This is a genomic window from Lysobacter capsici (assembly GCF_014779555.2).
Taxonomy (GTDB): domain Bacteria; phylum Pseudomonadota; class Gammaproteobacteria; order Xanthomonadales; family Xanthomonadaceae; genus Lysobacter; species Lysobacter capsici.
Genome location: NZ_CP094357.1, coordinates 4728613 through 4742380, shown reverse-complemented (window position 1 = coordinate 4742380; position 13768 = coordinate 4728613). Strand labels below are relative to the sequence as shown.

General features: G+C 67.9%; 11 protein-coding genes and 1 riboswitch. Of the genes, 9 read left to right on the top strand and 2 right to left on the bottom strand.

From position 1 onward, the window contains the following. Positions 1–60: 60 nt before the first annotated feature. Positions 61–2442, bottom strand: a complete 2382-nt coding sequence (locus tag IEQ11_RS19415) for a TonB-dependent receptor plug domain-containing protein (protein WP_191823256.1) — start codon at positions 2440–2442, stop codon at positions 61–63. Positions 2443–3047: 605 nt separating this feature from the next. Then, positions 3048–3803, bottom strand: coding sequence for an SDR family oxidoreductase (locus IEQ11_RS19410; protein ID WP_191823255.1), 756 nt, complete (start codon positions 3801–3803; stop codon positions 3048–3050). A 143-nt stretch (positions 3804–3946) separates the two neighbouring features. Then, positions 3947–4207: riboswitch (cobalamin riboswitch) on the top strand. 153 nt (positions 4208–4360) lie between these two features. Between IEQ11_RS19410 and btuB the strand changes: the two genes are divergently transcribed. From btuB to cobU, 9 genes are all read left to right on the top strand, one after another. Further along, positions 4361–6238, top strand: a complete 1878-nt coding sequence (gene btuB, locus IEQ11_RS19405; protein WP_191823268.1) for a TonB-dependent vitamin B12 receptor — start codon at positions 4361–4363, stop codon at positions 6236–6238. Positions 6239–6294: 56 nt separating this feature from the next. Beyond that, positions 6295–6885 carry a hypothetical protein gene (locus IEQ11_RS19400; protein WP_096415482.1) on the top strand — a complete coding sequence of 197 codons (591 nt, stop codon included), beginning with the start codon at positions 6295–6297 and terminating at the stop codon, positions 6883–6885. 69 nt (positions 6886–6954) lie between these two features. After that, positions 6955–7563 (top strand): hypothetical protein, encoded by a 609-nt coding sequence (locus IEQ11_RS19395; protein ID WP_046657772.1) that lies wholly within the window; start codon positions 6955–6957, stop codon positions 7561–7563. Beyond that, complete coding sequence (cobO, locus tag IEQ11_RS19390) at positions 7560–8201, top strand: cob(I)yrinic acid a,c-diamide adenosyltransferase (protein WP_036104509.1); 642 nt, start codon at positions 7560–7562, stop codon at positions 8199–8201. The genes IEQ11_RS19395 and cobO overlap by 4 nt, the downstream gene beginning before the upstream one ends. A gap of 68 nt (positions 8202–8269) precedes the next feature. After that, positions 8270–9589: a cobyrinic acid a,c-diamide synthase CobB gene (locus IEQ11_RS19385; protein WP_425494691.1), complete on the top strand. Its 1320-nt coding sequence runs from the start codon at positions 8270–8272 to the stop codon at positions 9587–9589. Then, positions 9586–10524 (top strand): adenosylcobinamide-phosphate synthase CbiB, encoded by a 939-nt coding sequence (gene cbiB, locus IEQ11_RS19380; RefSeq protein ID WP_191823254.1) that lies wholly within the window; start codon positions 9586–9588, stop codon positions 10522–10524. The genes IEQ11_RS19385 and cbiB overlap by 4 nt, the downstream gene beginning before the upstream one ends. A gap of 221 nt (positions 10525–10745) precedes the next feature. After that, positions 10746–11744, top strand: coding sequence for a threonine-phosphate decarboxylase CobD (cobD, locus tag IEQ11_RS19375; RefSeq protein WP_191823253.1), 999 nt, complete (start codon positions 10746–10748; stop codon positions 11742–11744). After that, a complete protein-coding gene (locus IEQ11_RS19370; RefSeq protein ID WP_191823252.1) occupies positions 11741–13228 on the top strand; it encodes a cobyric acid synthase in 1488 nt (495 codons plus the stop codon). The genes cobD and IEQ11_RS19370 overlap by 4 nt, the downstream gene beginning before the upstream one ends. Next, positions 13216–13734: a bifunctional adenosylcobinamide kinase/adenosylcobinamide-phosphate guanylyltransferase gene (gene cobU, locus IEQ11_RS19365; protein WP_191823251.1), complete on the top strand. Its 519-nt coding sequence runs from the start codon at positions 13216–13218 to the stop codon at positions 13732–13734. Before IEQ11_RS19370 ends, cobU begins: the two co-directional genes overlap by 13 nt. The last annotated feature ends 34 nt before the right edge of the window (positions 13735–13768 follow it).

The window sequence follows — 13768 nt, the reverse complement described above, 5'->3', positions numbered from 1 at the left end:
CGACACCCAAAAAAACGGCCCGGAAATCCGGGCCGTCTGCTATCGCATGGGTGGGTCAGCTCACCACTTGTAGCCGATCTTGAAATAACCGAACGCGCCGTTGAAGCCGTACGGCGAAGCGGTGTTGTACGGTAGGTAGTTACGGGTGCCGCGCACCAGCTTGGATTCGTCCGGGTATTCGTTGAGGACGTTGTCGCCGCCGAGGGTGAATTCCCAGTTGTTCAAGCGATAGCTGGCGGCCAGGTCGAGCGTCCAGCTGGCGCTGAAGGTCTGGTCCTGCAGCGGGTCGCTCGCGTGCAGTTCGGTGAATTCGCCGTAGCGGGTCGCGGTGGCGGCGAAGCCCCAGTTGCCGGTCTTCCAATCGCCGGTGAGGAAGAACTTGTCCTTCGGCGCGCCCTTGGTGATGCGGCCGATCTCGGTGCGGCCGATGCGCACCGCGTTGGGATCGATCGCCGCCAGTCGCGCCGGGTTCGGCGCGATCTTGTCGATCTCGGTCTTGGAATAGTTGTAGCCGAGCGTGAGGTTGAACTTGCCCGAATCCAGATCCCACGCCTGCGTCGCCACCACATCGACACCCTGGGTATCGGTATCCACCGCATTGGTGAAATAACGCCCGCCGCCGATGCCCGGATAGCCGTTGGCCTGCAGGTAGTTGCGCACCGCGGCGCTGGTCAGGTTTTCCGACAGCAAGATGCGGTCCTCGACTTCGATCTTGTAGGCGTCGACGGTGATGTACAGGCCGTCGGCCGGCTGCAGCACCAGGCCGAGGCTGTAGTTGGTCGATTCCTCGGCCTTGAGCGCTTCGGACCCCAGCGCGACCGCGGCCGGGTTGTCGACCCGGAAGGTGCCGATTTCATACGGCACGCCGCTGATGAAATTGGTCGCGATCGACTGGAAGAACTGCTGCTGCAGCGACGGCGCGCGGAAACCGGTCGAGGCGGTCGCGCGCAACGCGACCTTGTCGGTGAAGGCGTAACGCGCCGACAACTTGCCTGAAGTGGTATCGCCGAAGTCGCTGTAGCTTTCGAAGCGCGCGGCCACGCCGGCGGAGAACTTCTCGGTCAGGTCGGCTTCGGCGTCGATGTACGCGGAATAGCTGTGGCGGTCGAAGTCGCCGGCATCGCTGGCGCGGAAACCGGAGAACACCTGCGCGCCGGGAATGATCTGGCCGTTGGACGCCGGCACGCCGCCGTTGGCGTACGACAGCGGCTCGCCGGCGCGTTCGGAGAACTCTTCGCCGCGCCACTCCGCGCCCCAGGCGAAGGTCACCGGGTATTGCCAGCCGAAGTCGACCGACTTGGTGAAGTCCAGGTTGAGCACGTGCTGGGTGACTTCCAGCGCGCCGGCGTAGAAGTTGGTCGGCGAGGTCGGGCCGAGGCTGCGGTTGAGGGTGTTCTCGATGTCGAAGGTCAGGCCGTTGTGGCCGTAGTTGTAGCTCAGGTCGATCTGAGTGCCGCCGGCGGTTTCGCTGCGCAGGCCGACCACCGCGGCGCGGTCCTTGCTGATGTTATGGATCTGCGGCAGGAAGCCGTTCGGATAGATCGACGGGATGTTGCGCGGATCGCCGGCGAAGCGGAAATAGCCGTTGGAGAGCACGTCGCGCTTGCTGTAGCTGCCGAACGAGTAAAACGTGAGGTAATCGGTCGGGCTGTATTCGCCGTTGTACGAGATCGCGCCCTGGTCGATCTCGGGATCGCCGTAGCGCTGTTCGACCACGCCCTGGAACGGACGCGCGCGATTGGTCTGGTCCTGATGGCCGCCCTGCGCGGCCAGATGCAGCTTGCCGTTTTCGCCGAGCTTGAAGCCGGCGTCGCCGGACAACTGGTACTGCTCGCCGTCGCCGGCGCTGTACTGGCCGTAGCGCGCGGCGATGCTGCCGCCCGAATCGCTGCCCTTGAGCACGATGTTGACCACGCCGGCGATGGCGTCGGAGCCGTACTGGGCCGAGGCGCCGTCGCGCAGCACTTCCACGCGTTCGATCGAGGCGATCGGGATCGCGTTGAGATCGACCGGCGAGGAGCCGCGACCCTGGCTGCCGTTGAGGTTGATCAGCGCGGTGGTGTGGCGGCGCTTGCCGTTGACCAGCACCAGCACCTGATCGGGCGCGAGGCCGCGCAGCTGCGCCGGACGCACCGCGTCGGTGCCGTCGGTGATCGCCGGGCGCGGGAAGTTCAGCGAGGGCAGGGCGCGGGCCAGCGCGCTGGCCAGTTCGACCGTGCCGGTGGCTTCCAGGGTTTCGGGCGTGATGATGTCGATCGGCGCGGTGGACTCGGCGACGGTGCGGTCCGACACCCGGGTGCCGGTGACGATGACCTGGTCGAGGGTCTTGGGATCGCTGCGCGGAGCGGCGTCCTGGGCCTGGGCGGCGGATGCGGACAGGGCGAGCAGCAGGCCGAGGGCCAAAGGGTGGCGCGGACCGGCTGGGGTGCGGCGGACGGGCATGACGACTCCTTGCAGGGGGATGACAGCGATGTCATTGGGTTTAACACGGTTCTAACAAGTCGGTCAATAAAGCGGCCAGGATCTGGCTAACGCAAGTAGTTAAAAGGTGCTAGGCGTCTTGGAATTGGGGGGCGGGAATCGGGGGCGGGAATCGGGGGCGGGAATCGGGAATGGGGAGTCGGGAATCGGAAGGGCAGGAGCAGGAGCAATAGCAACAGCGATTGCGGCGCGATCGGGTCGATCACTGTGTCCGGCGGCTAAGGGCGTCATCGCAGTTGAGCCACGAAGTCCGCCGATTCGCTTTTGCTCGTCATTCCCGCGAACGCGGGAATCCAGTGACTTGAACGCAGGCCCGGCAGGCGACGTCGTTACCGTTGCCTCGTCAAAGTCACTGGATAGGCGGCTTCGCCGAAATAGAGCAGAGCCCGCGTTCGCGGGAATGACGTCAGGAAAGGACGCGAATACACAACGGTCGCCGCGCCCGCCGCTTTTACGATTCCCAATTCCCGACTCCCGATTCCCGGCGCCCAAAATAAAAAACGCCGGGCCGCAACAAACGCGAACCCGGCGTCCGGAAGAAGAAGCGCGGCGCCAGGCCGCGACGCTCAGCTGATCAGCGCGCCGCCGTCGACGTCGATCACCGTGCCGGTGACGAAGGCGTTGTCGATCGCGAACAAATAGGCCGAGGCGATTTCGTCGGCGCTGCCGACCCGGCCGGCCGGGAGCCGGTCGCCGGCCCGCGCCAGCATCGCCATGCGCGCCATCGGGTCCAGGCCGTTGTAGCCGTCGCTGTCGGTCAACCCGGGGCTGACCGCGTTGACCCGCAGCGGCGCCAGTTCGCGCGCCAGCACCTTGACGCTGGCTTCCAGCGCGGCGTTGATCAGGGTGCGGCCGAGCGCGCCCGGGGTGGCCTTGCGCGCGACGATGCCGGTGGTCAGGGTCACGCTGCCGTGGCGGCTCAGGTAGGGCAGGGCCAGCTGCACCGCCTGGATCGAACCCCACAGCTTGCGTTCGAACGCCAGCCGCACCTCGTCCAGGTCCAGCTCGGCCAGGCGCAGGCCCGGCGAGGGCACGCTGGCGGTGATGACCAGGTGGTCGATCTGGCCGGCGTGGTCGAACAGACGGCGCAGGCTGTCGGTGTCTTCGAGCAGGGCCTGATGGGTCTGGATCTCCGACTTGGCCAGCGCCCGCAGGCTGTGCGCGGTGCCTTCCAGGCCCGGCAGATCGCCGCAGGCGAGCATCAACTCACCGCGGCGGCGCGACAAACGTGCCGCTACCGCACGGCCGATGCTCGACTGCGCACCGATCACGAGACTGCGCACGATCGGCGCGGGACTCAGGCGGACATGGGCTGCGCTCATGGCGTGGCTCGGTTTACGAAGAATGTGCCTATCCTGCGCAACGGCCGGAAGTGGATGAATCAGACGCGTCCGAAATGTGCCCATAACTTCCTAAATGAACACGGCGACGCCCATACCGTGGCGTTTGTGTGGGACGCCGCTGCTAAGATGCCCGCGCTCAAGGTGATCGCCGACACGGTTCGGCGATTGAAACGGGAATCCGGTCGCGTCGCTGTCGTTCGTCAGCGCGTTCAAGCCGGAGCTGCCCCCGCAACGGTAGGCGAGTAGACGTAGCGCAATCGGCCACTGTGTCTCGACACGGGAAGGCGCGCTACGGAAGAGGCGGTAGCGCTCGGTCCGACAACGACCGCGCCGGCCGCGCTTCGCTCGCAAGCCCGGAGACCGGCCCGGAGCGCGAACCGACAGGCGGAGGGCCGGTCTCGGGCGTCGTGCGTCCGCGCGCGCCCGCGCTGCATCCCTCCGCATGTCACGACCCTGTCTGGACCGCGCGGGTGAGGCGCGGCCGTGGAGACCTGCCAGTGACTTTGCGTACCCGTTCCAATGCCGTCCCGCCGCCTGTGTCGTCGCGGGCGTCCACGCTGCGCGCATGCGGCTTGAGCCTGACCCTGAGCGCCTGCGCGCTGCCCACGTTCGCCGCGCCGGCCGCGGTCGACCTGGATCAAGTGGTGGTGACCGCCACCCGCACCGCGCAGACCCAGGACGCGACCCTGGCGGCGGTGACCGTGATCGATCGCGATGAGATCGAACGGCGCCAGCCATCCTCGCTGCCGGATCTGTTGCGCGGCACCCCGGGCGTTTCCCTGGCCAACAACGGCGGCGCCGGCAAATCGACTTCGTTGTTCCTGCGCGGCACCGAATCGGACCATGTGCTGGTGCTGATCGACGGCATCAAGATCGGTTCGGCGACCAGCGGCGGCGCCTCGCTGCAGGACATTCCGGTCGAACAGATCGAGCGCATCGAAATCGTGCGTGGGCCGTTTTCCAGCCTGTACGGCTCCGAGGCGATCGGCGGGGTGATCCAGATCTTCACCCGCCGCCCGCAAGGCCCGTTCGCGCCGAGTTTCGGCGTGTCGATCGGCAGCAACGCCACCCGTCGCGCGAGCGCCGGCGTGGCCGGCAAGGGCGAGCGCGGCTGGTACTCGATCAACGCCGCGCACGAAGACACCGACGGCATCAACGCCTGCCGCGGCAAGCCCTCGCCGGGCGGCGCGGGTTGTTTCACCAATTCGCCCGACCGCGACGGTTATCGCAACAGCTCGCTGACCATGCAGGGCGGCTATCGCTTCAACGAACAGTGGGACGGCGAAGCGCGGGTGTTCCGCGCCGAAGGCAACAACCATTACGACGGCAGCCAGAACAACGAGGCCGACAACGTCCAACAAGTGGCCGGCGTCAAGTTGCGCTACCAGCCCAGCGAACGGGTGACCCTGAGCGCCAACGCCGGGCACAGCGCCGATTTGAGCGACACCTACAAGAACGGCAAGTATTCCAGCACCTTCGACACGCGTCGCCAGTTGGGCTCGGTGCAGGGCGATTTCGGCATCGGCGAGGGCCTGTTGAGCGCGGGCTTCGATTGGCAGCGCGACGAAATCGAAAGCAACACGGCTTACGCGCGCGACCACCGCATCCTGCGCGGCGCGTTCGCGCAATGGCAGCGCAGCTTCGGCGCGCACGCGGTGCAGGCCAGCCTGCGCCGCGACGACGACAGCCAGTTCGGCGGCGAAACCACCGGCAGCGCGCTGTGGGGCTGGGACCTGAGCGACTCGCTGCGGCTGACCGCGAGCTACGGCACCGCGTTCAAGGCGCCGACCTTCAACGAGCTGTATTACCCCGGTTACGGCAACCCGCGGGTGCAACCGGAAACCTCGCGCAGCGTCGAAGTCGGCCTGCGCGGCACCCACGGCGCGCAGCGCCAGCACGTGTGGTCGCTCAACGCGTTCCAGACCCGGGTCGACGACTTGATCGCCTACGACGCCTCGATCGGCGCGCCGGGCAATGTCGACCGCGCCCGCATCCGCGGCCTGGAAGCGGTGCTCGACACGCGTCTGGCGCAGTGGGAGCTGCGCGCCAGCGCGACCTGGCTGGACCCGCGCAACGACAGCCCCAACGCCTATCGCGACAACTATCTGCAGCGACGCGCGCGGCAGAGCGCGCGGGTCGACGCCGATCGCCGTTTCCAACTCGGCGGGGCCTCGTCCTGGTCGCTGGGCGCCAGCGTCTACGCCGCCGGCGAGCGCTACGACGACTTGGCCAATACCCGCCGCCTGGGCGGCTACGCGCTGACCGATCTGCGTCTGGGCTACGCCATCGACGCGGCCTGGAGCCTGCAACTGTCGGCCAACAACGTGTTCGATCGCCGTTACGAAACCGCCGCCTTCTACAATCAACCCGGTCGCAACTATCTGTTGAGTCTGCGTTACCGACCCTCCCGCTGACGGATCAGCATCCCGCCGGCCGCCCGCGCGGCCGGTTCGCAACGAGAGAGCCGACAATGAACCTACCGTCCCGACCCGCGCAATACGGCCTGTTCGCGGCCTTGCTGACGCTGATGCTGGCCACCCGCTTCCATCATTTCGGCGATGCGCTGCATCTGCCCGACGCGTCGATGGCGGTGTTCTTTCTCGGCGGTCTGTACTTGCGCCGGCATGCGGCGTTCGTCGGCTATCTGCTGATAGCGGTGGCGATCGACTACACCGCCATCACCGGGCGCGGCCTGAGCTTCTTCCAGCATTACTGCGTGACCCCGTCGTACGCGTTCCTGCTGCTGGCCTACGCGGTGCTGTGGTATGCCGGCCGGATGTACGCACCGCATATGGCGGCGCGCCCGCGCGCCTTGCTCGGCGGGCTCGGCGTGGCCTTGCTGGCGGCCAGCGTGTCGTTCCTGATTTCCAACGGCGCGTTTTACTGGTGGGGCGGGCGCTATCCGCAGCCGCATTTCGCCGAATACATTGAGCGGGTGTGGAAGTGGGGCCCGCTGTTCGTGCGCACCACACTGGGCTATGTCGCCGCGGGCTTTCTCGTCCATGCGCTGATCGCGCGATACGCGCGGCCTCGCGACGCGCGTCCGCTGGCCGGGGCTTGATCGCGCCGGATGCATTCGCCTCGTCGTTCGCGGCGCGGTGGTTCGAAACCGATCTTCACGGAGCTTGATATGTCGACGATCGATCCCGTTGTCTCCACCGCACTGCCGCTGCGCTCGCGTCCGGTCCAGGCCGCCGCCGGCCTCGCCCTGGCGGTGCTGATGGTCTGCACCCGCGGCCAGCATTTCGCCACGGTCGATGCCTTGCCGAGCGCATCGTGGGCGGTGTTCTTCCTGGCCGGCGCGCTGCTGCGGCCGGGCTGGACCTTCCCGGCCTTGTTCGTGCTGTCCTCGCTGCTGGACCTGGCGAGCCTGGCGCTGGGCCGGGTCACCGACTGGTGCCTGTCGCCGGCGTACTGGGCGCTGGCCTTCGCCTACGGCGCGCTGTGGCTGGGCGGGCGCTATTACGCGCGGCTGCATCGCGATCACTGGAGCACTGTGCCGCGTCTGGTGCTGGTGCTGCTGGCGACCTCGGTGGTGGCGTATCTGATCTCGAAAGGCGGCTTCTATTTCCTGTCGGGTCGTTATCCCGACGCCTCGCTGGCCGGCTTCATCGACCGGATTCCACAGTACTACCCGCGCACGCTCGGCACCCTGGCCGGCTACGTCGGCGCCGGTTTCCTGGCTTATGCGGCGCTGCGTTTCGCCCATATCCGCCAGCGCAGCGGAGCGGCCGCATGAGCGCGGGCGGCAACGACAACAACGATCGCGCCGGCTTCGCCGCGGCCAGCGACGAACGCCATCGCGAGCGCATGCAGCGCAAGAAGGAATTGATCGACCGCAAGATCGCGCGCGCGACCATCGAGCGCGGCGTGCTGGTGGTCAACACCGGCAACGGCAAGGGCAAGAGTTCGTCGGGGTTCGGCATGCTCGCGCGCTCGCTGGGGCATGGCTTCCAGTGCGGCGTGGTGCAGTTCATCAAGGGCAGTTTCTCGACCGGCGAGGAAGCGTTCTTCCGCCGTTTCGAGGAACTGGACTATCACGTGATGGGCGAGGGCTTCACCTGGGAAACCCAGGACAAGGAGCGCGACATCCGCGCCGCGCAGGCGGCCTGGGCGATCGCCGCGCGGATGCTGGCCGACCCGGGTTACGACTTCGTTTTGCTCGACGAGTTGAACATCGCCCTGGCGCATCGCTACATCGCCCTGGACGACGTACTCGCCGCGGTCGCGGCGCGGCCGCCGCAACAGCATGTGGTCATCACCGGACGCGGCGCGCCCGATGCGCTGATCGAAGCGGCCGATACCGTGACCGACATGCGCGTGGTCAAGCATGCGTTCAAGGCGGGGATCAAGGCGCAGAAGGGGATTGAGTTGTGATCGCGGGAATCGGGAATGGGGAATCGGGAATCGCAGGAGCAACAAACTCCGACGCGGCCGCTTTTACGATTCCCGACTCCCCATTCCCGATTCCCGAGGGCAGCGCCCGCTGCCCGGCGCTGCTCGTGTCCGCTCCCGCGTCCGGCCAGGGCAAGACCAGCGTCACCGCTGCGATCGCGCGCTGGCATGCGCGGCAAGGGCGACGGGTGCGGGTGTTCAAGACCGGGCCGGACTTTCTCGATCCGATGGTGCTCGAACGCGCCAGCGGTCACGTCGTGCAGCAGCTCGATCTGTGGATGTGCGGCGAAGCCGACGTGCGCGCGCGCCTGCATGCGGCGGCGCGCGAGGCCGATCTGATCCTGATCGAAGGGGTGATGGGTTTGTTCGACGGCAATCCGTCGAGCGCCGATCTGGCTCAGGCGCTGGGCGTGCCGGTGCTCGCGGTCATCGACGGCTCGGCGATGGCGCAGACCTTCGGCGCGCTCGCCACCGGTCTGGCGCGTTATCGCGAAGGCTTGACGGTCTACGGCGTCGCCGCCAATCGAATCGGCAGCGCGTATCACGCGCAGTTGCTTCGCGAGAGTCTGCCGGCGGATTTGCGCTGGCTCGGCGCGTTGCCGCGCGATCCGGCGCTGGCCTTGCCCGAGCGCCATCTGGGCTTGGTCGCGGCGGGCGAGTTGGGCGATATCGATGCGCGCCTGGATGCGCTCGCCGATGCCTGGGCCACGCATGCCGACGCCGAATTGCCGCCGCCGGTGGAGTTCGCCGCGAGCGAGCCTGTGCGCATGCCGCCGCTGCTGCAAGGTCGGCGTATCGCGATCGCACGCGATGCTGCGTTCTGTTTCGTCTATCCGGCGAATCTGCAATTGCTGATCGAAGCAGGCGCCGAGTGCATCGCGTTTTCGCCGATCGCTGGCGACAGCCTGCCCGACTGCGATGCGGTCTGGTTGCCCGGCGGTTATCCCGAACTGCATCTGCCGGCGTTGTCGGCCAATGCGGCCGTGCGCGACGCGCTGCACGCGCATCGCGACGCCGGCAAGCCGATCCTCGCCGAATGCGGCGGCTTGTTGTACGCGCTCGATTCGTTGAGCGACCGCGAAGGAAATTCCGGCGCGATGGCGGGCCTGTTGCGCGGCCATGCGCGGATCCAGCCGCGCATGGCCGCGCTCGGCCTGCAATCGGTGGAACTGCCCGAAGGCGTGCTGCGCGGGCATACCTTCCATTACGCCCAGGCGCAGATCGAGGCCGCGGCGATCGCGCAATCGACCAACCCCAACGGCGGGCCGAGCCGCGAAGCGCTGTATCGCGACCAGCGCCTGAGCGCAAGCTTCATCCACTTCTATTTTCCGTCGAACCCGCAGGCCGCCGCGCGCTTGTTTCTGCCATGAACGCGGCGTCGCTGTCGGCCACGATGCTGTGCGGCGTGTTGCTGGACGCCTGGCTCGGCGAGCCGCGGCGGCTGCATCCGCTGATCGGTTTCGGCCGCTTCGCGCGCGCGCTCGAAAGCGCCTTGCATGCCGACAGCCGCGGTCGCGGGCTGATGGTCTGGCTGCTCGCGGTGGTGCCGTTGAGCGCGGCCGCGTGGTGGCTGCAGCGCAACCTGTTCGCATATTCGTTCTGGCTGGGCGCCGCATACGCTGCGTTCGCGTTGTATCTGGCGATCGGCCTGCGCAGCCTGGACGAACACGCCGCGCCGGTGGCGGCGGCGTTGCAGGCCGGCGATTTGGCCGGCGCGCGCGCGGCGGTCGGACGCATCGTCAGCCGCGACGTCGATGCGCTCGACGGCGAACGAGTGGCCGCGGCGGCGACCGAATCGGTGCTGGAAAACGGCAGCGACGCGGTGTTCGCCGCGTTGTTCTGGTTCGCCGTGCTCGGCCCGGCCGGCGCGGTCCTGTACCGGCTCGCCAACACCCTGGACGCGATGTGGGGCTATCGCACGCCGCGCTATGAACGCTTCGGCTGGGCGGCGGCGCGGATCGACGATGCGCTCAACCTGATTCCCGCGCGTCTGACCGCGCTGACCTACGCCGCGCTCGGCGACACCGCGAGCGCGTGGCGTTGCTGGCGCACTCAGGCGCGGCACTGGGACAGCCCGAACGCCGGGCCGGTGATGGCGGCCGGCGCGGGTGCGCTGCGGGTCCGGCTGGGCGGCGCGGCGCCGTATCACGGCGTTTGGGAAACACGGCCGCTGCTGGGCGAAGGCGAGGCGCCGAGCGCGGATTCGATTCGTCGCGCGTTGGGTTTGGTGAAGCGTGGTGTGGCGGTCTGGGTGCTGGCGTTTCTTGCGGTGGGCTGGGTGGGGTGGTGGTATGCGCATGCATGAAGCGCAGACCAGCAGGATGATCGAGGCGATCATGCCCGCTGCATTTTTTCCGGCCGAAGCCCGAGGTCTTTTGTGGGAGGGCCTTTCAGGCCCGCTGCTTTCCATTCGGATCGCCGAGGCTGATAGAAGAGCGTCCGGGTTGAAACCCCGCCAACAAAAGACTTCGTGGCATCGGTCTGTGACACAAAAGGCTTCGCGACCTTCGCAAGGAACCCATCGCAATGCTTGAACACGGCGGCCGTCTGTTGCGCGCGGCACGGCAGTACGGCATCGCCGTGCAGGATTGGCTCGACCTGTCCACCGGCATCAACCCGGTGGCCTGGCCGGTGCCCGATATTCCCGCGCGCGCCTGGCATCGTTTGCCCGAAGACGACGATGGCTTGATCGATATCGCCCGCGCTTACTACGGCGCCGAATCGCTGTGGCCGGTCGCCGGTTCGCAGGCGGCGATCCAGGCGCTGCCCGAATTGCGCGCGGCATCGACGGTCGGCGTGCTCGCGCCGGGCTATGCCGAACATGCGCAGGCCTGGCGGCGTTGCGGCCATCGCGTCGAGTTGCGCGGCGCCGCCGAGTTGTTCGCGCAGGCCGACGATTTCGATGTGGTCGTGCTGATCCATCCCAACAACCCGGGCGGCGAAGGCTTCGAACGCGCGGCCTTGCTCGACCTGCACGCGCGGCTGGCCGCGCGCGGCGGCTGGCTGCTGATCGACGAAGCCTTCATGGACGCCTCGCCCGAACGTAGCCTATGCGGCGACAGCGCGCGCGACGGGCTGATCGTGTTGCGCTCGGTCGGCAAGTTCTTCGGCCTGGCCGGCGCGCGCGCCGGTTTCGTCTGCGCGAACGAAGCCTTGCTGCAGGCGCTGCGCGAACGGCTCGGGCCATGGACCGTGACCGGCCCGACCCGGCATGCGCTGCGGCACGCGCTGGCCGACCGCGAGTGGCAGGCGGCGATGCGCGCGCATCTGCTCGCGCAAGGCGAACGGCTGGCCACGTTGCTGAGCGCGCATGGTCTGCCCGCCAGCGGCGGTTGCGCGTTCTTCCAATGGCATCGCAACGACGAGGCGCTGGCGTTGCACGAAGCGCTGGCCCGTCGTGGTGTGTTCACTCGTTATTTCGACGAGCCGCGCAGCCTGCGTTTCGGCCTGCCCGGTGGAGAAGACCCATGGCGGCGGCTCGACACGGCCCTGGCCGAGGTCATGCACGAGAGGGCCTGCGCATGACGGCGCGCGTAGTGATGGTCCAAGGCTGCACCTCAGACGCCGGCAAGAGCGCGCTGGTGACCGCGCTGTGTCGCTGGCTGCATCGGCGCGGGGTCGCGGTGGCGCCGTTCAAGCCGCAGAATATGGCGCTTAATTCGGCGGTGACCGCCGACGGCGGCGAGATCGGCCGCGCCCAGGCGGTGCAGGCGCAGGCGGCCGGGCTGGCGCCGCATACCGATTTCAATCCGGTGCTGCTCAAGCCCAACAGCGACACCGGCGCGCAGGTGATCCTGCACGGCCGCGCGGTCGCCAACATGGATGCGCGCGGTTACCACGACTACAAACGCGTGGCGATGGACGCGGTGTTGCAATCGCATCGGCGTTTGGTCGACGGCTTCGATGCGGTCGTGGTCGAAGGCGCCGGCAGTCCGGCCGAGATCAACCTGCGCGCCAACGACATCGCCAACATGGGCTATGCCGAAGCGGTCGACTGCCCGGTGTTGCTGATCGCCGATATCGACCGCGGCGGCGTGTTCGCGCATCTGGTCGGCACCCTGGCCTTGCTGTCGGACAGCGAACGCGCGCGCGTCGCCGGTTTCGTCATCAACCGCTTTCGCGGCGATATCGCCCTGCTGCAGCCGGGCCTGGACTGGCTGGAGCGTGAGACCGGCAAGCCGGTGATCGGCGTATTGCCATATCTGCACGGCCTGCATCTGGAAGCCGAGGACGCGTTGCCGCGCGAGCGCGCGGGCGACGCGAACGCCGCGGCGGGCGAGCGACTGCGAGTGGCGGTGCCGGCATTGCCGCGGATCAGCAACCACAACGATTTCGATGCGCTGCGCGCGCATCCGCAGGTCGACTGCTGGTTCGTAGGCCCAGGCGAAACCCCGCCGGCGTGCGATCTGATCGTGCTGCCGGGTTCCAAGTCGACCCGCGCCGATCTGCAGTGGCTGCGGCGCAACGGCTGGGCGACCGCGATCGCGCGCCATCTGCGCTACGGCGGCAAGGTGATCGGGATCTGCGGCGGTCTGCAGATGCTCGGCCAGCGCATCAGCGATCCACTCGGCATCGAAGGCGAGCCCGGCAGCGACGAAGGCCTGGGCTGGCTCGAACTGGACACGGTGCTGGAGCCGGAAAAGCAGCTGCGCAATGTGCGCGGTCGCCTGAGCCTCGACGATGCCGCGGTCAGCGGCTATGAAATCCACTGCGGCGTCAGCACCGGCGCCGCGTTGCAGCGGCTGTGCCTGCGTTTCGAAGACGGCCGCGTCGACGGCGCGATTTCCGCCGACGGCCGCATCCTCGGCAGCTATGTGCACGGTCTGTTCGACGAACCCGAAGCCCTGGCGGCGCTGTTGCGCTGGGCCGGATTGGCGCAGGCGCAGCCGCTGGACCTGCGCGGCTTGCGCGAAGCCGGGATCGATCGCCTCGCCGATGCGGTGCAGGCGCATCTGGATATCGCCCGGCTCGAAACCCTGTTCGGATTGGAGGCCGTATGCACAGCCTGATTCTCGGCGGCGCGCGTTCGGGCAAGAGCGCCTTGGCCGAACGTCTGGCCCTGCCGTTCGCGGACGTGGTCTACATCGCCACCGCGCAGGCGCGCGACGCCGAGATGGGCGAGCGCATCGCCCATCATCGCGCGCGGCGTCCCGCCGAATGGGGCTGCGTGGAGGAGCCGATCGCCTTGGCCGCAACCTTGCGCGCGCACGCGGCGCCAGGACGCTGCGTGCTGGTGGATTGCCTGACCCTGTGGCTGAGCAATCTGCTGGGCGATGCGGATGGCGATGTATTCGAGCGCGAACGCGATGCGTTGCTGGCGACCTTGCCAGGACTGGACGGAACGGTGCTGCTGGTCAGCAACGAAATCGGCCTCGGCGTGGTGCCGATGGGCGAATTGACCCGGCGCTATGTCGACGAAGCCGGGCGCCTGCATCAGGCGCTGGGCGCGGTGTGCGAACGGGTGGTGTTCGTCGCCGCGGGCTTGCCGCTGGTATTGAAAGGTCCCGCGCTGTGAGCGCGGGACGCAACGAGTCGCATGGGAGCGAAGC